General features: G+C 68.9%; 20 protein-coding genes and 2 pseudogenes. 9 read left to right on the top strand and 13 right to left on the bottom strand.

Annotated elements, in window-relative coordinates:
• From AC07YH_RS18715 to AC07YH_RS18685, 7 genes and pseudogenes are all read right to left on the bottom strand, one after another.
• Nucleotides 1-61: pseudogene (locus tag AC07YH_RS18715) on the bottom strand (TetR family transcriptional regulator); the annotation flags it as partial.
• A gap of 6 nt (nucleotides 62-67) precedes the next feature.
• On the bottom strand, nucleotides 68-682 hold the full coding sequence (locus AC07YH_RS18710; RefSeq protein ID WP_494748463.1) for a hypothetical protein: 615 nt from the start codon (nucleotides 680-682) through the stop codon (nucleotides 68-70).
• Complete coding sequence (locus AC07YH_RS18705) at nucleotides 679-879, bottom strand: hypothetical protein (RefSeq protein WP_494748462.1); 201 nt, start codon at nucleotides 877-879, stop codon at nucleotides 679-681. Before AC07YH_RS18705 ends, AC07YH_RS18710 begins: the two co-directional genes overlap by 4 nt.
• Nucleotides 880-915: 36 nt before the next feature.
• Entirely contained in the window at nucleotides 916-1,248 is a 333-nt protein-coding gene (locus AC07YH_RS18700) for a hypothetical protein (RefSeq protein WP_494748461.1), read from the bottom strand.
• A 65-nt stretch (nucleotides 1,249-1,313) separates the two neighbouring features.
• Entirely contained in the window at nucleotides 1,314-3,893 is a 2,580-nt protein-coding gene (gene clpB / locus AC07YH_RS18695; RefSeq protein WP_494748460.1) for an ATP-dependent chaperone ClpB, read from the bottom strand.
• Nucleotides 3,894-4,014: 121 nt separating this feature from the next.
• A complete protein-coding gene (locus AC07YH_RS18690; RefSeq protein ID WP_494748459.1) occupies nucleotides 4,015-4,782 on the bottom strand; it encodes a M48 family metallopeptidase in 768 nt (255 codons plus the stop codon).
• A gap of 227 nt (nucleotides 4,783-5,009) precedes the next feature.
• Complete coding sequence (locus tag AC07YH_RS18685) at nucleotides 5,010-5,564, bottom strand: TetR/AcrR family transcriptional regulator (protein ID WP_494748458.1); 555 nt, start codon at nucleotides 5,562-5,564, stop codon at nucleotides 5,010-5,012.
• 156 nt (nucleotides 5,565-5,720) lie between these two features.
• Here AC07YH_RS18685 and AC07YH_RS18680 point away from each other — a divergent pair, with 156 nt between their 5' ends.
• Nucleotides 5,721-6,209: a hypothetical protein gene (locus AC07YH_RS18680; RefSeq protein ID WP_494748457.1), complete on the top strand. Its 489-nt coding sequence runs from the start codon at nucleotides 5,721-5,723 to the stop codon at nucleotides 6,207-6,209.
• A gap of 3 nt (nucleotides 6,210-6,212) precedes the next feature.
• On the opposite strand, the gene AC07YH_RS18675 is transcribed toward AC07YH_RS18680, so the two are convergent.
• From AC07YH_RS18675 to prmC, 4 genes and pseudogenes are all read right to left on the bottom strand, one after another.
• A complete protein-coding gene (locus AC07YH_RS18675; protein ID WP_494748456.1) occupies nucleotides 6,213-7,019 on the bottom strand; it encodes a sialate O-acetylesterase in 807 nt (268 codons plus the stop codon).
• A 98-nt stretch (nucleotides 7,020-7,117) separates the two neighbouring features.
• Nucleotides 7,118-8,254 carry a DUF4167 domain-containing protein gene (locus tag AC07YH_RS18670; RefSeq protein ID WP_494748455.1) on the bottom strand — a complete coding sequence of 379 codons (1,137 nt, stop codon included), beginning with the start codon at nucleotides 8,252-8,254 and terminating at the stop codon, nucleotides 7,118-7,120.
• Nucleotides 8,251-8,459: pseudogene (locus AC07YH_RS18665) on the bottom strand (hypothetical protein). The gene AC07YH_RS18670 and the pseudogene AC07YH_RS18665 overlap by 4 nt, the downstream one beginning before the upstream one ends.
• Nucleotides 8,460-8,496: 37 nt before the next feature.
• Nucleotides 8,497-9,366 carry a peptide chain release factor N(5)-glutamine methyltransferase gene (gene prmC, locus AC07YH_RS18660; protein WP_494748454.1) on the bottom strand — a complete coding sequence of 290 codons (870 nt, stop codon included), beginning with the start codon at nucleotides 9,364-9,366 and terminating at the stop codon, nucleotides 8,497-8,499.
• Between the two features lie 71 nt (nucleotides 9,367-9,437).
• Between prmC and AC07YH_RS18655 the strand changes: the two genes are divergently transcribed.
• Nucleotides 9,438-9,692, top strand: a complete 255-nt coding sequence (locus AC07YH_RS18655) for a type II toxin-antitoxin system ParD family antitoxin (protein WP_494748453.1) — start codon at nucleotides 9,438-9,440, stop codon at nucleotides 9,690-9,692.
• Nucleotides 9,689-9,982, top strand: coding sequence for a type II toxin-antitoxin system RelE/ParE family toxin (locus AC07YH_RS18650; RefSeq protein WP_494748452.1), 294 nt, complete (start codon nucleotides 9,689-9,691; stop codon nucleotides 9,980-9,982). The genes AC07YH_RS18655 and AC07YH_RS18650 overlap by 4 nt, the downstream gene beginning before the upstream one ends.
• Here AC07YH_RS18650 and AC07YH_RS18645 read toward each other — a convergent pair.
• The gene (locus AC07YH_RS18645) at nucleotides 9,974-10,735 is read right to left on the bottom strand and encodes an MOSC domain-containing protein (RefSeq protein ID WP_494748451.1); all 762 of its coding nucleotides are present in this window, start codon (nucleotides 10,733-10,735) and stop codon (nucleotides 9,974-9,976) included. The genes AC07YH_RS18650 and AC07YH_RS18645 overlap by 9 nt on opposite strands.
• A 103-nt stretch (nucleotides 10,736-10,838) precedes the next feature.
• Between AC07YH_RS18645 and AC07YH_RS18640 the strand changes: the two genes are divergently transcribed.
• The 3 genes from AC07YH_RS18640 (at nucleotide 10,839) to AC07YH_RS18630 (ending at nucleotide 13,538) form a co-directional block, all read left to right on the top strand.
• Complete coding sequence (locus AC07YH_RS18640; RefSeq protein WP_494748450.1) at nucleotides 10,839-12,065, top strand: YihY/virulence factor BrkB family protein; 1,227 nt, start codon at nucleotides 10,839-10,841, stop codon at nucleotides 12,063-12,065.
• Between the two features lie 86 nt (nucleotides 12,066-12,151).
• Nucleotides 12,152-12,679 (top strand): GNAT family N-acetyltransferase, encoded by a 528-nt coding sequence (locus tag AC07YH_RS18635; RefSeq protein ID WP_494748449.1) that lies wholly within the window; start codon nucleotides 12,152-12,154, stop codon nucleotides 12,677-12,679.
• Between the two features lie 79 nt (nucleotides 12,680-12,758).
• Complete coding sequence (locus tag AC07YH_RS18630) at nucleotides 12,759-13,538, top strand: DUF3108 domain-containing protein (RefSeq protein WP_494748448.1); 780 nt, start codon at nucleotides 12,759-12,761, stop codon at nucleotides 13,536-13,538.
• On the opposite strand, the gene AC07YH_RS18625 is transcribed toward AC07YH_RS18630, so the two are convergent.
• Entirely contained in the window at nucleotides 13,535-14,911 is a 1,377-nt protein-coding gene (locus AC07YH_RS18625) for an aminotransferase-like domain-containing protein (protein ID WP_494748447.1), read from the bottom strand. The genes AC07YH_RS18630 and AC07YH_RS18625 overlap by 4 nt on opposite strands.
• A gap of 124 nt (nucleotides 14,912-15,035) precedes the next feature.
• Between AC07YH_RS18625 and AC07YH_RS18620 the strand changes: the two genes are divergently transcribed.
• The 3 genes from AC07YH_RS18620 to AC07YH_RS18610 all read left to right on the top strand — a co-directional run bounded on the left by AC07YH_RS18620 (nucleotide 15,036) and on the right by AC07YH_RS18610 (nucleotide 17,196).
• Nucleotides 15,036-15,701, top strand: coding sequence for a LysE family translocator (locus AC07YH_RS18620; RefSeq protein ID WP_494748446.1), 666 nt, complete (start codon nucleotides 15,036-15,038; stop codon nucleotides 15,699-15,701).
• 116 nt (nucleotides 15,702-15,817) lie between these two features.
• The gene (locus tag AC07YH_RS18615) at nucleotides 15,818-16,291 is read left to right on the top strand and encodes a molybdopterin-binding protein (protein WP_494748445.1); all 474 of its coding nucleotides are present in this window, start codon (nucleotides 15,818-15,820) and stop codon (nucleotides 16,289-16,291) included.
• A 62-nt stretch (nucleotides 16,292-16,353) separates the two neighbouring features.
• On the top strand, nucleotides 16,354-17,196 hold the full coding sequence (locus tag AC07YH_RS18610; RefSeq protein WP_494748444.1) for an alpha/beta hydrolase: 843 nt from the start codon (nucleotides 16,354-16,356) through the stop codon (nucleotides 17,194-17,196).
• Nucleotides 17,197-17,331: the final 135 nt, after the last annotated feature.

Below are 17,331 nucleotides of genomic sequence, written 5' to 3'. Positions count from 1 at the left end.
CCAGCGCCTCGCGGGTGGGGAAGTGGCGGTAGAGCGTGCCGATGCCGACGCCGGCCCGTCGGGCGCGTTAGTCAGCGAGCCAGCGCATCGCAATTCGCTCGAAATCGACATAGGGCACACTGGCCGAATCCAGGCCCAGCACCTCGACCATGGCCGGCAAATCGGTGCGGAAGCGAGCATGGGCGGCGACCAGCGCCGCACCGCCCATTATGCCCTGGCGGCGGGAGACGTTGGCCAACCAATTGCGTAGCTTCGTCAAGGTTCGATCGATCTCGCCCCCATGGTCGGCGATATCCATGCCCGCCAGATCGGAGATGAACTGCTGATATCGATAGGGCGCGACATCCAGGATCAAGCAGCGCTTGGCGCCATGCGCATCGCCGCCGTACCGTTTGGCGCCCAGGAAGATACCGAGCTCGAGCGGCATGTTGAAACGCGGCAAGCCGCTGACCGTATCCAGCTGCGTTCGCGACAGGTCGTGCACGCCATATCGGCATTGCTCGATGATGCCATACAGCTTCTCGATCCGGGTCTGGCTGCCGTCATCCAGCTCCCGCGCCGATCGGGGGCGAAAACCGCAAGCCAGCACGCCGAAGATCAAGGCTTCGAACTGCGGCGCGTAGTCCCGATCGAAGGGACAGTTGATGAAGACGTCGGATGGAGCGCTGACCTCGACGGTCATGCGTCCTTGCGGCTCGCGATGACGGCCTTGACCGCGGCCTCGATTTTCCGTGGATCGGTGCCGCCCTTCTTGGGATACGGCGCCATGATGAACCCGCCGGTGACGGAGCTGCGGCCGTATCGCACGGGGGCGGTGCTCGACTTGGCTGAGGGCTTGCTCATGGGCAGAAAGATGGCGTTCGCCGTCTGTTCGCGCAAGAGAAGAAATATGCGTCTCGCCTAAACGCCCCCTCTCTATGCCCCCTCTTCATCCACATAGATCACCACCGGCTTGCCGCGCGACAGCGGCTCCCAGCCGGCTTCGATGGCCGAGGTGATGGCCTTGGCGACGATGCGCACGGGGATCTGCGAGGGCTTCAGCGGCGGGGCGCTGAACTTGGGCTTCGGGCCGGGCGGGAACTCGATCAGCGCCTCGCGCTGGCCTTCCTTGTGGCGCGCGGCGATCACCTTGCCGTGGCGTTCGGAGGGGTCGTAGTTCCACTGCGGCAGCCGGTGCAGGCGCCAGACATACGGGTTGCCATCGATGTCGATGTCGAACTCGACGGTGAGCTTGGTGGTTTTGGCCATGCGGGGGAATACCCCGATGTGGCCGGAAGAAAAAGGGCCGCCCCTTTCGGAGCGGCCCTTCTCGGTTACTGCAGCGTCGCCCTTCCGAACGACAGCGCGCCGTTCTCGACCCCGACGGCGATGACGCCGCCGTCCTCGATCTCGCCGGCCAGGAGCTTCCTGGCGATCGGGTCGATCAGCTCCTTCTGGATCACGCGCTTGAGGGGGCGCGCGCCGTAGACGGGGTCGTAGCCCTTGTCGGCGATCCAGTTCAGGGCCTCGGCGTCGATCGACAGCGCCATGCGGCGGTCGGTCAGCAGCTTCTCGACCCGTTGCAGCTGGATACGGACGATATCCCCCATGTGCGCGCGCGACAGGCGCTTGAACAGGATGATCTCGTCGATCCGGTTGAGGAACTCGGGGCGGAAGTGACCGCGCACCATGGTCATCACCATCGGCCGGACGGCTTCGACGTCTTCGCCTTCCTCCTGGTTGGCCAGGAACTCGGCGCCGAGGTTGCTGGTCATGATGATCAGCGTGTTGCGGAAGTCGACCGTGCGGCCCTGACCGTCGGTCAGGCGACCATCGTCCAGCACTTGCAGCAGCACGTTGAAGACGTCCGGGTGGGCCTTCTCGATCTCGTCGAACAGCACGACCTGGTACGGACGGCGACGGACAGCCTCGGTCAGCGCCCCGCCCTCGTCGTAGCCGACATAGCCGGGAGGCGCGCCGATCAGGCGGCTGACCGAGTGCTTTTCCATGTACTCCGACATGTCCATCCGGGTGATGGCGTGCTCGTCGGCGAACAGGAACTCGGCCAGGCTCTTGGTCAGCTCGGTCTTGCCCACGCCCGTCGGGCCCAGGAACAGGAACGAGCCGATCGGCTTGGTCGGGTCGTGCAGGCCGGCCCGGGCGCGGCGGACGGCGTCGGACACGGCGGTCAGCGCCTCGTCCTGGCCGACCACGCGACCGCGCAGTTCGTCCTCCATCTTGAGCAGCTTCTCGCGCTCGCCTTCCAGCATCTTCTCGACCGGCACCCCGGTCCAGCGGCTGACCACGGCGGCGATCTGCTCGGCGTCGACGACTTCCGGCGTCAGGGCCTCGGTCTCGCCGTCCTCGGCCTCCGCCAGGCGGCGCTCCAGGGCCGGGATCTCGCCGTACTGGATCTGGCCGGCGCGGGCGAAGTCGCCGGCGCGCTGGGCGTTGGCGAGGTCGGCGCGCAGGCGGTCGAGGGCCTCGCGCGCTTGCGCGGCGCCGCCGACCTTCTCCTTCTCGGCCTTCCAGCGGGCGGTCATCTCGTCGCTGCGGAATTGCAGGTCGTCGATCTCGACCTCCAGGTTCTCCAGGCGATGCTTGGAGGCGGCGTCGGTCTCCTTGCTCAGCGCCTCGCGCTCGATCTTCAGCTGCACCAGGCGACGGTCGATCTCGTCCAGCTCCTCGGGCTTGGAGTCGATCGCCATGCGCACGCGGCTGGCGGCCTCGTCCATCAGGTCGATCGCCTTGTCCGGCAGGAAGCGGTCGGCGATGTAGCGGTTGCTGAGCGTGGCGGCGGCGACCAGGGCCGAGTCCGAGATGCGCACCCCGTGGTGGACCTCGTACTTCTCCTTCAGGCCGCGCAGGATCGAGACGGTGTCCTCGACCGTGGGCTCGCCGACGAACACCGGCTGGAAGCGACGGGCGAGAGCCGCGTCCTTCTCGACGTGCTTGCGGTACTCGTCCAGCGTGGTGGCGCCGACGCAGTGCAGCTCGCCGCGCGCCAGGGCGGGCTTCAGCAGGTTGGAGGCGTCCATCGCCCCGTCGCCCTTGCCCGCGCCGACCAGGGTGTGCATCTCGTCGATGAACAGGATGATCGAGCCTTCGGCGGCCGTGGTCTCGGCCAGCACGGCCTTCAGGCGCTCCTCGAACTCGCCGCGGTATTTCGCGCCGGCGATCAGGCTGCCCATGTCGAGCGACAGCAGGCGCTTGTCCTTCAGGCTTTCGGGCACGTCGCCATTGATGATGCGCAGGGCCAGGCCCTCGACGATGGCGGTCTTGCCGACACCGGGCTCGCCGATCAGGACGGGGTTGTTCTTGGTGCGGCGCGACAGGACCTGGATGGTGCGGCGGATTTCTTCGTCGCGGCCGATCACGGGGTCCAGCTTGCCGTCTCTAGCAGCAGCCGTCAGGTCGCGGGCGTAGCGCTTCAGCGCCTCATAGCCTTCCTCGGCATTGGCGCTGTCGGCGGTGCGGCCCTTGCGGATGGCGTTGGCGGCGGTCTCCAGGGCCTGGGCCGAAACGCCGGCCTCCTTGAAGAGCTTGGCGGCGTCCGCGCCTTCCTTGGCGATGGCGATCAGCAGGCGCTCGGTGGTGACGAACGCGTCGCCACTGGCTTTGGCGCTTTTCTCGGCCTCGGCGAACACGCGGGCGGTGTCGGGCTTCATGTAGAGCTGGCCGCCGGCGCCGTCGACGCGCGGGATCTTAGCCAGCAGGGTCTCGACGCCGCCATCCAGGGTGTCGGCGCGGCCGCCGGCGCTGGTGATCAGGGCGCGGCTGAGGCCGTCCTTCTCCTCGAGCAGGACTTTCAGGATGTGTTCGGGCGAGAACTGCTGGTGGCCACGGGCGAGCGCCAGGCTCTGGGCCGACTGGACGGCCTGTTTAGCGCGGTCCGAATAGAGGTCGATATTCATGTGTCTAAGGTGTCCCCTTCCTAGGCGGATCTGGACCTGCCGCCTCTTCTGAGCACGGCCGGTCCCGATGGGGCATTTAGGTGTGGCTCCCCAGACACACAAGGGAGAGACCACACAAGGCCTACCAGCCCCGGCTGGCGAGATAACGTTCCAGCGCCTGGATCCGCACCGCGTCGGACGGGTGGGTCGAGGAGAGCTCGCCGCCGCCGGACTGTCCGGCCTGGGCGTCCTGCGCCTGCATGTTGCGCCACAGGACCACGGCCTCACGCGGCTTGTAGCCGGCGCGTTCCATGAAATCGACGCCCAGGCGGTCGGCCTCCAGCTCCTGCTTGCGCGAGAACGGCAGCAGCACGCCGAACTTGGCGGCCTGGTCGCCGTGCTGCTTGAGCAACTGGCCAAAGTCGGTGCCGCCCGCCGCCGCGCCGGCGATGCCCAGCAGGATCTTCGAGGTCCGCTCCTGCGAGACCCGCTCGGCGGCGTGGTGGGCGACGACATGGCCGGCCTCGTGACCGATCACGGCGGCCAGCTGGTCGTCGTTCTGCACCATGGTCAGCAGGCCGACGGTGACGCCGACATGGCCGCCCGGCAGCACGAAGGCGTTGGGGGCCTCGTCCAGGAACACCGCATAGTCCCAGGGGCGGTTCGACAGGCCGGCGGCGGTGATCACCCGCTGGCCGACGGCCTGGACGCGGGCGTTCTTGCGCGGCTCCTTGGAGACGTAGGTGGTGCGCAGCGTGTCGGCCCAGGCCTTCTCGCCCTCGGCGGCCAGGTTGTCGTCATTGACGATCAGCAACTGGTCGCGGCCAAGGTCGGCGTTGTAGGCGCAGCCACTCACCACCGTCGCGGCGGCCATCAGGAGCGGCAGGGTCAAGCGGCGGGAGAGGGCCATCAAGCTCGGCTGTGTTGCGGATGCGACATAAGCCTTATCCCTAGCGGTTCTCGTGGACGCAACCAGTGAAGCTTTGGACAGATACACCCCAATCTTGTCATCCCGGCCGAAGCGAAGCGTAGAGCCGGGACCCAGGGGGTGACGAAGCGCGGTGCGCGCCGCCCCTGGGTCCCGGACAGCCTCTGCGAGGCTTCCGGGATGACAAGGGTTTGGGAGGTTGAGATATCTCAATCCTCCTCCAGCGGCCGCCCCTTCCGCGCCCGCAAATCCGCGATCAGCGTCCGCATGGCCCAGCCGGTGGCCCTAGCCATCTGCTCGCCGTCGAAGCCCCAGTGGTCTCGCATCTCAAGCCAGGGGGTGGTGTGCAGCACCTGCAGCACGGCGGTGGCCAGGTCGCGGTCCTCGGGTGGCAGGTCCTTGACCAGGTCGGCGGCGGCGGCGCGATAGGCCTTCTGGCGCACCGGGTTGTTGGCCATCCGCATGGCCCGGCCCTGCGGGGTCGAGCGCACCAGGGTGGCGATCGGGGCGATGCTGTCGAAGCCCTCGTACACATCGCGCAGGGTGCCCGTCAGGTCGGCCTCGGACGCCGGGAAGGTCACGCGTGGGCCGGCCAGCTCGCGCACCCGATCGGTGCCCGCCGCCAGCAGCGCCTCGCGGTCGGGGAAGTAGCGATAGACCGTCCGCCGCGCCACGCCGGCCCGCTCGGCGATCAGGTCGTGGTTGATGTCCATCCGCCCTTCGGCCAGCAGGTCGATCAGGGCGTCGGCGATGCGTGTGCGCATCTCCTCCTTCTGCGACTCGCGGGCGCCGGAAGCGGTCTTGGGAATCTCACCATCCATGGCCCCGATCTAGAGCGAGGCACATTTTGTGTCAAATTCTGATTGACACATTTTGTGCCACATAGCATTCAGCGCCGCGTCAACCACGGAAACAGAACGATGCTCTTCCACATGTCGATCGCCGCGCACGATCCCCAGCGCGTGGCCCAGGTCTTCGCCGAACTCTGGGGCGGCGAGGCCTTTCCCTTCCCGCCGGTGTCCGACAACGGCTGGATCGCCCTGGCCGGCGACGCGCGCGGCTCGGCGGTCGAGGTCTATCCGGCCGATGTCGTGCTGCGCGAGGCCGACGGCGACGCCGACGCCTATGGCGAGGCCACCGGCCAGGTCGCCTACACCGCCACCCACGGGGCGATCGCCACGGCGCTGGACGTCGAGGCGGTGATGGCCATCGCCGCCCGCGAAGGCTGGCCGGCCAAGTACCGCAAGCGCGGCGGCATGTTCGGCGTCGTCGAGATCTGGATCGAGGGCCGCCAGATGATGGAAATCCTCACGCCGCCAATGCAGGACGAGTATCTGGCCGCCATGAAGCTCGACACCTGGCGCGTCATGCGCGACGCGATGGCGGCGGGACGGGCGATGAGCGTCTAGGCGCTACCGGCAGCCCTGGCGGCGCAGGGCCTCCATGGCCTTGGCCAGCCGTCCGCCCAGCACGCGCTGGCTGGCGGTCGTCAGGTGCAGGGTGTCGGCCTTCAGCGGCAGGCCGCCGGCCGGGACCATGGCCACGCAGGCCGGCAGCGGCCCGGCCTGGACCGCCTGGATCGCCGCCCACGCCGGATAGGTCTTGGGCGCCTGGACCTGCGGCGACGGCGGATCGGCCAGCTGCACGATGACGATGGGCAGGCGCTGGCCGCCCAGGTCCGCGCGGAAGCGAGTCACCAGCGCCTCGAACGCCGCCTTCCACGTCCGGGCCGAGTCCGGCCGCCCCGCATCGGTCTCGCCCTGGTACCAGAGGACGCCCTTCACCTTGCCGCCGACCGCCTTGGCGCGCGCCAGGCACGAGCCGTACAGGGTGTCGCGTCCGCCGCCCGGCGCCCACTGCGCCATCGACGAGCCGCCCTTGGCGCAGGGGACCAGCAGGATCGGCCGGCCCCGCAGCGTCCGCGTGGCGCGGGCGAAGAACAGGCCCGGCCCGACGGCGGCGAGGCCGGCGTCGCTCGACACCGCATCGACCTGGCCGGCGGCGTCATCCAGCGGATCGAGCGCCGGGCGGGTCTTCTCGTCATTGCCGTAGAGCTGGATGGCTGGATCGGGTGTCCGCTCGGCCGGCGTCAGCTCATCCAGCAGGCCGCGCCCCGACATGTTGGACTGGCCGGTCAGCAGATAGATGTCCGGCTTGGGTCCGGCGATCGCCGGCGCGGCGCTCAGGACTAGAAGCGAAACGAGAACCGCAAGACGCATGGACGACACCCCCGAACGCCTGAGAGCCTAGCGGCGGCCAAAGAAAAAGGGAGCCGCTTTCACGACTCCCTTTCGATCTTCAGCGGTGAAGCGGCCGATCAGGCCTCTTCCGGCTCCGAGCTGGTCGGAGCGCCCTCGCCGCCTTCGAAGCTGCGCGGAGCGCGGCGACGACGGGGCTTCTTCACCTCTTCACCGGCTTCGGCTTCCGGCGCGGCCGGAGCCTCAACGACCGGAGCAGCAGCGGCGGCGCGGGTCGACTTGCGGCCCAGGAAGGCCGGGGCTTCGCTGACGGCGCCGTCCTGGCCACGCAGCACCGGCGAGCTTTCGGCCGGGGCCTCGGCGACCAGCGGAGCGGCTTCCGGCTCGATCACGGCCAGCGGGTCGCGGTTTTCGCGCGGCTGCCAGTCACGATCGCGGTCGCGGTTGCGATCCCGGTCGCGGCCACGGCGGCGGCCTTCACGACCCTCGCCCTCGGCCTGCGGCTGGTGTTCACCCTCGGCGGCCGCCGGACGGTCCTCACGCGGAGCACGATCGTCACGGGGACGGTCGTCGCGGTCGCGGTAGGGCCGGTCCTCGCGGGGACGGTCGTCGCGCGGGCGATCGTCACGGGGGCGGTCGTCGCGCGGCCGATCATCGCGGTTGCGGTCGCGATCGTCGCGATCACGCCAGCGGTCGCGGCGGCCTTCGCCCTGATTGTTGTCGCGATTGCCGTCGCGGGGACGGTCGTCGCGGTTGCGATCGCGGCCTTCGCGGTTGTTGTCGAAGTTGCGGTCGCGATCGCGGTTGCGGTCGCGGTTCTCGAAGCGGTCGCGGCGCGGCTCGCCGCCTTCACCGTTCTCGCCGCCTTCGCCCTGGCCCTCAGGCTGAGCGGGGGTCTCGACGGCTTCCGGCTCTTCCGGCGGCTCGGCCTCGAAGTCGATTTCGTAGGCGGCGTAGACGTCCTTGCCAACGATGTCGGACACCGGACGATTCGGCTGGATGGCGCGCAGGACGCGGAAATAGTGCTCGGCGTGCTGCAGATAGTTCTCGGCCAGCACCCGGTCGCCGGACGACGTCGCGTCGCGCGCCAGCTGCTGGTACTTTTCGTAGACGCTCTGGGCCGCGCCGCGAACCTTGACCCCATCGGGGCCGTTCGAGTCGAACGCGCGGTTGGCGTTGTGCTGTTGAGGCTTGCCGCCGCTGCCACCGCGATTGTTGCGGCCGCGCTGGCGCTTCATGCCTTTGAAATCTCTCATGTTCTCTTCTGAACCTGTCCGGAGGTCAGTCTTGCGCTGGCGCGTCCGGCCTTGCTGGTCTCTGAGCGGGTCGAACCCTGGTGTGTTTCAGAGACACTGGTTTCCGTAGAGCCCCCGCCCTGTCTTTCGGCGCGGCGACCGGCGAACCGGGCGCGCCTGCCAGGGGAGCCTCGCGAACATCAACGACGTTCGCTTTTCCCGTCACCTGGCGATCTGGAAGGAGACAGGACTCGTCTACCGGTTCACGCCACGGTTTCCAAGGGATTTTTCACCCCGGTGACCACACGGTCGTGCGTGGACAGGTCCTTGATCGTTTTGACCTCCTTGGCGCCGGCCGCGTTGAACAGCGCCTCGACGTCCTTGGACTGGTCGTAGCCGATCTCGACGGCGAACATGCCGCCGGGCTTCAGCACCCGCAGGATCTCCGGCGCCAGCAGGCGGTAGGCGTCCAGGCCGTCCTCGCCGCCGTCCAGGGCCAGGCGCGGTTCGTGGTCACGAACCTCCGGCTCCAGGGTGTCGATCACCTTGGTGGGGATGTAGGGCGGGTTGGAGACCACCAGGTCGAAACCGCCGTCGCCCAGGCCCGCCGTCCAGTCGCCGTGCAGGAAGGCCGCGCGGGTGTTGAGCCCCAGGCTGGCGGCGTTGTCCTTGGCCACGGCCAAGGCTTCGGCGGAAGCATCCACGCCCAGGCCCTTGGCGGCCGGACGCTCGGCCAGCACCGCCAGCAGGATCGTGCCCGAACCCACGCCGAGGTCCAGCATCGAGAACGCCATGTTCTCGGGGAAGGCCTTCAGCACCTCGTCGACGATGACCTCGGTCTCGGGACGCGGGGTCAGGACGTTCTTGTTCACCTGCAGCAGGATCTTCCAGAAGCCCTTGCGGCCGATGATGTGGCTGACCGGCTCGCGGCGGGCGCGGCGCGAGAGGTAGTCCTCCAGCGTGGCCTCCTGCTCGGCGCTGAGCTCGCGATAGGGATCGGTGACGATCTCGGTGCGGGAGACGTTGGCGGCCACCTCCAGCATCAGGCGCGCGTCGATCGACGGCTGATCGATGCCGGCGTCCTTCAGACGATCCTTGGCGGCGGTCCAGGCTTTGACGAGGGTCAGGGTCATGAGCGGGGTTTAGCGTGTTGGTTTGGCGGAGGCGAGATTGAAAGAGGTACCAGTTTTTGGTACTTTCGCGCATGGCCAGCAAGAACACATCGGTCAGCCTCGGCGACCATTTCCAGACTTTCATCGAAGAACAGATCGCTGACGGCCGCTACGGCTCGGCGAGCGAAGTCGTGCGAGCGGGGCTACGGCTTCTGGAAAGTCAGGAAACCAAGATGGCTGCTTTGCGCTCCGCCCTGAAAGAGGGCCTTGAGAGCGGCAAGCCCGAGCCTTTCGACGTCGAGACGTTTCTGGCTGAAGTGAACGCGGAATACGACGCCAAGTCGTGAGCCGCTATGAACTGACACCTCTAGCGCGCTTCGATATGCGCGAAATCTGGGCCTACACCGTCCAACAGTGGGGTCGGCGGGTGGCCGACAGCTATATCCGCGATCTATCCGCTGCGATCGAAGCCGTCGCACGCGATCCATACCTAGGCATCGCGACCGAGGGATTTGACGAGCCCTTTCGCAAACAGATCTTCCGGTCGCATACGATCTTCTACCTCCTCTCGGAGAAGAGCATCGTCGTCGCACGCATTCTGCATCAGCAGATGGATGCCTCCAGCCGCCTAGGCTAGCACCACCCCATCCCCCTCGCCCACCGCACCACCCTGCGTCACGTTCAAGTAGATGCCGCAGAACATGTGGCCGTAGTTGTCGAACAAGGCCTTCACGAGATCGACGTCGCGTTCGGCCGACGTCGGGCAGACATGGGTGGCGGCGCAGCGGACGATGGGTTTCAGGACTTCGGCGGTGGCGCCGCCGACGGTCAGGGTCTTGCCGGTCCAGTCGTTCTCGACCCAGGCCGGCCAGCCCTCGACATAGAGGTTGGCGCGGAAGCGCAAGGGATCGAGGGTCATGCCCAGGCGTTGGCCAAGGTCGCGGACGCTGGTCAGGTTGACGATCGAGACGTAGCCGGACTTGCTGTCCATGAACCGATAAGCGCCCGGCCCCTCGACCACCTTCAACGGCCCTCGAATGTCGCCCTCCAGCAGGTCGGTCAGCCAGGCTTCCAAGCCCGCGCGGCCGACCTCGGTGCGCAGGTCGCCGGCGAACTCCACCTGCCCCTCGGCGCGGGCGCTGAACACGCCGCTGGCCTCGTCATAGGCGGTGCGAGCCTTGGCGACGGCCGGGATCTTGGCCAGCACCGCGAACTTCATCTTCGAGATGTGGGTCGGCGCGGCGGGGTCGAAGCCGCTGGGCCCGTCCTCGACCGCGTACAGCCGATCGCACGGGAAGCAAGCCCCGGCCTCCAGCGTGGCGGCGGCCAGCCGCTCGGGCGTGAAGCCCTTGACGGGGTGGCGGTAGATCGAGGCGATGCGGGCGTCCATGGCCGCGAAAGTCGTGGACGACTCGCCCTATGGCAAGGCTTCGCCGCCCTTGGCCGGGAACGCGACTCGCCGCGCGGGGTTTTGCTGGCCTGGAGGGCGTTTCATGGCCGACGCATCGCCGCGTCCGATCCTCAACTGGTTGAAGTCGCGTCCGTACCATCTGGCGCCGTGGATTGTGCTGCTGGCGGCCGCGCCCCTGGTCCTGCCGCGCAAGAAGCCGACAGAAGCGCCCAGCGAAGAACACATCGACGCGCCACCGGGCCTGTCGGAAGACCGCGCCATGCCGCCAGCCCAGTTCGACGAGGCCGAGCCCAAGCGCGGCCGCGCCGCCCGCCATCCGGGCCATATCCCCCTGCTGGGCTGGCGCGACATCGTCTGGCGCACCTGGCGCGAGATCAGCGTCGACAAGCTGCCGGCCGTGGCCGGGGGCGTCACCTTCTACACCCTGCTGGCCCTGTTCCCGGCCATCGGCGCCTTCGTGTCGCTGTACGGCCTGTTCGCCGACGTGCGGACGGTCGAGGAGCAGCTGCGCGACATGGCGGGCGTCTTCCCCGCCAGCGTCGTGCAGATCGTCGGCGAGCAGATGCTGCGCCTCGCCAGCCAGGGCCAGGCCAAGCTGGGCGTGGCGTTCGGATTCTCGCTGCTCCTGTCGATCTGGAGCGCCAACGCCAGCATGCGCGCCCTCTTCGACGGGCTGAACATCGCCTATGACGAGGAGGAGAAGCGCCACCTCGTGCCGCGCACCCTGCAGAGCTACCTCTTCACCTTCTGCTCGCTGCTCTATGCGGCGGCGGCCTCGGGCGTACTGATCGTCACGCCGTTGCTGCTGAAGGCCGCGCGCCTGTCGGCGTTGGACGCCGTCTGGGCCCCGATCCGCTGGCTGATCGTGCTGGCCATGACCGCCATCGCCTTCGCCGTGCTCTATCGCTTCGGCCCCAGCCGGGCGCGGGCCCGCTGGCGGTGGATCTGGATCGGCGCGGCGGCCGCGGCGGCCGGATGGCTGTTCGGCTCGCTGGGCTTCTCGTTCTACCTCAACACCATCGCCCACTATGACGCGACATACGGCCCGCTGGGGGCGGTGATCGCCTTCATGGTCTGGGTGTGGTTCTCGATCATGGCCATCCTGGTCGGGGCCGAGCTGAACGCCGAGATCGAGCACCAGACCGCCGTCGACTCCACCACCGGGCCGGAGCAGCCGATGGGCGTGCGCGGCGCGGCCATGGCCGACACGGTGGGACTGGCCTTCCATCCGTGGGAGATGATCAAGCGCGAGGCCGGCATGGTGAAGCGCGTGACCGGCGGGGCGTGGAACAAGGTGCGGAGGCGCTGAACATTGTTCGGCTTGACCTGCGGAATCGGGTTGTTGCGGCGGAGCTGCGTTCCTAGCTTCCGAACCTTCGCTCTCGGGGACGCTCCATGACGCTGCTTTCGCCCTACCAGGACCACGAACTGGCCGACATCGCCGTGCTGGTGAACTCGGCCTATCGCGGCGAGCTGGCGCAGAAGGGCTGGACCAGCGAGAGCTACCTGCTGGGCGGCCAGCGCACCGACGAGGCGTCCCTGCGCGCCGATCTGGCCGCCTCGCCGGGCTCGACCATCCTGACCCTGCGCGACGAGGACGGGGCCAAGCCCCACGCCTCGGTCTGGATCGAGCCGGCCGGCGGCGACGCCTGGTACGTCGGCATGGTCACCGTCTCGCCCCTGCGCCAGGCCGGCGGCATCGGCCGCACCATGCTGGAGGCCGCCGAGGCCCACGCCCGCGCCCAGGGCGGCAAGCGCATGAAGATGACCGTGATCTCGGTGCGCGACACCCTGATCGCCTGGTACGAGCGGCGCGGCTACGCCATGACCGGCGAGACCCAGCCCTTCCCCTATGGCGACGAACGCTTCGGCGTGCCGCAGCGCGACGACCTGCACTTCGTGGTGATGGCCAAGGCGCTGTAGGCGCGCATTACCGAAGCTTAAGTAGCCCTCGCGCCGCGCCTGCTTTCACATGCCGGCGTTCTTGGCTCAGGGGCTTTCCATGTCGTTCATCATCCGCGTCGTCGCCGGCGCCGCGCTCGCCGTCGCGCTCACCGCTTCGGCGCAGGCCGCCGTCACGCCCGTGCCTGTCGGCCAACCGCTGGCGCGGTTCGACAAGCTGCAGCCCGCCACCCACCGCTATCTGCGCTATCGGCAGATGGGCGACACCATCACGCCGCTGGACGTCTGGACCCGCGAGATCCGCATCGAGCCCGACAAGGCCGGGGTCAAGCGCCTGCACATCGTCCAGCACTGGGACGGCTCGACGCCGGGCCTGGTGAAGAAGCTCGACAGCTGGTTCGAGCTGGGCACCTTCCGGCCCTACACCCACGAGCGCCGCACCACCGGCAAGGACGGCCAGACCAAGATCGAGGGCTTCGCGTTCAAGCCCGACCGGATCGTCGGGCTGAAGGACGTGGAGGGCAACAGCCAGGCCGCCTACGACATGGCCTCAGCCCAGCCGGCCTTCAATTTCGAGGTCGACATGGAGCTCCTCCAGGCCCTGCCGCTGGCCAAGGGCTACGAGGCGTCGATCGTCTTCCACCATCCGGGCGGCGAGGCCCCGGCGGCCTATCTGTTCAAGGTCACGGGCAGCGAAGTCCTGACCAGCTCGGCCGGCGGCAAGGTCGACTGCTGGGTGGTGACCACCGACTACAACCACCCCGAATGGAAGCCCTCGACCTTCTGGCTGGCCAAGGGCAGCCAGGTGGTGGTGAAAAACGTCTCGGTCGCGCCGGATGGGTCTACGTGGGTGAAGACGTTGCTCTTGGTAGGAGCCTAGATCACCGACCTCGAGTGTTCGGCCACTTCGCTGGACAAGGACCCCGCCACGATCTCCAACCCTCGACGCAGGGCCTCGCGGTCGTCCACCGCGCCCAGGCAGACGCGGACGCCGGTCTCTAGGTCCGGCGCGACCACGGGGGCGTCAGGCGGCGTGACCTCGACCCCGCCGCGCAGGGCCCGGCCGGCCAGGCGCTCGGCGGCCAGCTCGCTCATCGGCAGCCAGACGTGCGGGGCAAACGCGCTGTACGGCGTCTCGATCGCCGCGCCCAAGATCTCGCGCGCCAGGGCCAGACGCACGCTGGCCTCCTCGCGGACCTCGGCGATGATGGCGTCGGCCGAGCCGTCCTCGATCCACTGGGTCGCCACCAGCCCGCCGAAGCCCGGCGGCGCATAGGTCATGGCCCGCGCGCCCGCCAGCACCCGCTCGAACAGCGCCTGGGTCGGGGCGACCAGGAAGCCGGCGCGCAGGCCCGGCCCCAGGGTCTTGGACACGCCCGAGACGTGGAAGGTCCGCTCTGGCGCCAGCAGGGCGAACGGCGGCGGCGCGCCGGGCGCGTAGGCGGCGTAGATGTCGTCCTCGACCAGGATCAGGTCATGCTTGCGGGCGACGGCGACGATGGCCTCGCGCCGGGCCAGGCCCATGATCCGGCCCGTGGGGTTCTGCAGCGTGGGGAAGGTCGACAGCACCCGCGCGCCGGTCTCGCGTACGGCCGCCTCCAGGGCGTCGGGCAGCAGGCCCTCGGCGTCCATGGCCACGCCGCGCAGTCGCCAGCCGCTGTGGGCGGCGATCAGCTTGACGCCGTTATAGGTTGAGGCCTCGCACAGCACCGTGTCGCCGGGCCGGGCGACCGCGCCCAGGGCCAGGGCCAAGCCCTGCTGGGCGCCGCCGCAACAGATCAGCCGGGTCCAGTCGATGCGGGTGAAGCTGCTGGTCCGCGCCAGCCAGGCCGCCCCGGCCCGGCGCTGGACGTCGTGGCCCGCCGCCGGGGCGTAGGCCAGGTGCTCCAAGAGGTCGGCGCGCTTGCGCAGGCGGGCGATGGCCTCGGCCAGGCGATTGGCGGCCGGGGCGCTGGAGGCGATGTTCTGGGCCAGGTTGATCGGGCCGTCCCGCTCGGCGGAGCGGTGCTCGGCCGGGGCGTTGACGAAGCTGCCGCGGCCGACATGAGCGCTGACCAGCCCCGCCCGCTCGGCCTCGACATAGGCGCGGGTCACGGTGCCCAGACCCACCCCCAGCCGATAGGCCAGGTCCCGCTGCGGCGGCAGGCGCACGCCGGCGGCCAGGACGCCCGAGGCGATGTCGGCGCGCAGCACCGCCACCAGCCGCTCGTAGAGCGGGGCGCTGCCGTCGGGGATGGTCGGCGTCCAGGCCACGGGCGTTAGCGTGTCTCGTTTATTGTCATGATGACAATATGCAATTTGACTCGCGATACAATGGAAATCATCACCGTGACACCTCGGTCGCCCGTACCGAGACACTCCAAATGGGAGACCGGAGATGACCCCCGAACTGCTGCTCGCCTACGTCCTGTTCTGCTTCGCCACGGCCGGTACGCCCGGGCCGAACAACATGATGCTGCTCGCATCCGGGGCGAACTTCGGCTTCCGCAAGACGGTGCTGCACATTCTCGGGATCAGCGTCGGCCTGGGCTTCATGGTGCTGTGCATGGGGCTTGGGCTGGGCGGGGTATTCCGGGCCTATCCGGTGCTGCACGAGATCCTGCGGTGGGTCGGGGCGGCCTACATGCTGTGGCTGGCCTGGAAGATCGGGACCTCGTCCTCGGTCAGCGACAAGGACCTGGCCAAGCCGATGAGCTTCCTGCAGGCGGCGGCGTTCCAGTGGGTGAACCCGAAGGCCTGGGCCATGGCGCTGGGCGCGGTGACGACCTATGCGCCGGAGGGCTCGGGCTGGACCATCGTGCCGCTGCTGGCCGGGACCTTCATGCTGGTCGGCGCGCCGTGCAGCGCGGCCTGGGCGGGGTTTGGACAGGGGCTGCGGCCGTTCCTGGATAAGCCCAAGGTGCTGCGGACGTTCAATGTGGCGATGGCGGTGTTGTTGGTGGCGTCGCTGTATCCGCTGGTGTTCGAGCATGGAGCTAGACCGGTGAGCCTTGAGGCGCTGGCGGATGTGCCCGCGCCGCCGGCGATGCGGTCGCATGGCTGAGGGCCCGAAACCTCGTCCTTCGACAAGCTCAGGATGAGGTTTCTACTGGCGTGACCTGGCAATAGTCCTCACCCTGAGCCTGTCGAAGGGCGAGGACAGCCCCACGGAGACTCCCCATGCGCCTGCTGCTCGCCGCCCTTACCGCTCTGGCCCTGCATGGCGCGGCTTTCGCCCAGGACCTCAAGGTCACCGTCGCCGGCCGCGACACCGTCACCCTCAAGCCCCAGGACCTCGCCGCCCTGCCCCGCGCCAAGGCGACCATCACCGTCAAGGGCGCGAGCGTGACCTACGAGGGCGTCCGCCTCGACGCCGTCCTGGCCCAGGCCGGCGTGGTGCATGGCGAGCGGCTGATGGGGCGGTATCTGAACCAGGTGGTCATCGCCCGCGCGGCGGACGGCTTCTTCAGCGTGCTGTCGCTGGCCGAGACCGATCCGGTCTATCGCGCCAATCCGGTCGTCGTCGCCGACACCGTCAACGGCCACAAGCTGGACGACCGCGAAGGCCCCTACCGCCTCGTCGTCGACGGCGATCTGCGGCCTTCGCGGGCGCCGCGCCAGCTGGTGTCGATCGAGGTCAAGCCGGCGTTCTGAAGCGCTGGACACGTTCGTCGAACCGCGAAATCTTGCGCCCTGAAGTTTTGTGGGGGCTTTCCGTGACCAACTTCTCGATGAACCGCCGGGGCCTGCTGGCCGGCGCCCTGGCGCTCGCCGCCGCGCCCGCTCTGGCGCGGGCCGCGACCGCCACGTCCAAGACCACGATCAAGGTCGCCGACCGCGATCTGGAGCTGACCATCGTCCGCCCGGACGCGCCCAAGGGCGTGGTGGTGTTCTCGCACGGCGCGGGCGGCGCGCCGGACGGCTATGCGGGGCTGCTGGAGATCTGGGCCAAGGCCGGGTTCCTGATCGTCGCGCCGCTGCATGTCGACTCGCTGAAGCACCCCGACCACGACAAGTACGATCTGCGCAGCGCCTTCCCGGCTCGACTGGCCGACCTTGGCGCGGCCAGCGCCTACGCCGCCCAGGCCGCGCCAGGTCTGCCGATGGCGGCGGCCGGCCACTCGTATGGCGCGCTGATGTCGCTGATCCGAGGCGGGGCGATGTCGGGCATGATCCCGGCCCAGGACCCCAATGTGAAGGCGGTGCTGTGCTTCTCGGACGCCGGTGTGGTGAAGGGCCTGATCGGTCCGACCGCCTATGCCGGCCTGAAGGCGCCGATGCTGATGGTCACCGGCGACAAGGACGTCATGCCGGGCATGTTCGACGACTGGAAGGAACACCTCTACGCCTTCGAGACCAGCCCGGCCGGCGAGAAATACGCCTGGATCGGCAAGGGGACCGACCACGGCCTGGCGCACCATCCGGACGCGCCGGGCTTCGCCGAGGCGGCGGCGCTGAGCGTGGCCTTCCTGAAGGCCGAGGTGCTGGGCGACGCGGGGGCGAAAGCGGCGCTGGCGGCCCAGGGGTCGACGGCGATGGCGGAGTTCAGGAAGCGGTAGGGCGCCGCGTAGATGCTCCCCCTCTGGGGGAGCTGTCGGCGAAGCCGACTGAGGGGGCCATCTCGGCGTATGCCGCGCGGGGGGGGGGGGGGGGGGGGGGGGGGGGGGGGGGGGGGGCGGGGGGGGGGGGCGGGG

Source organism: Caulobacter sp. GW456-12-1-14-TSB4 (genome assembly GCF_059424195.1).
Note: the sequence above shows the minus strand (reverse complement) of the source record. Positions and strands in the feature narration are given on the sequence as shown.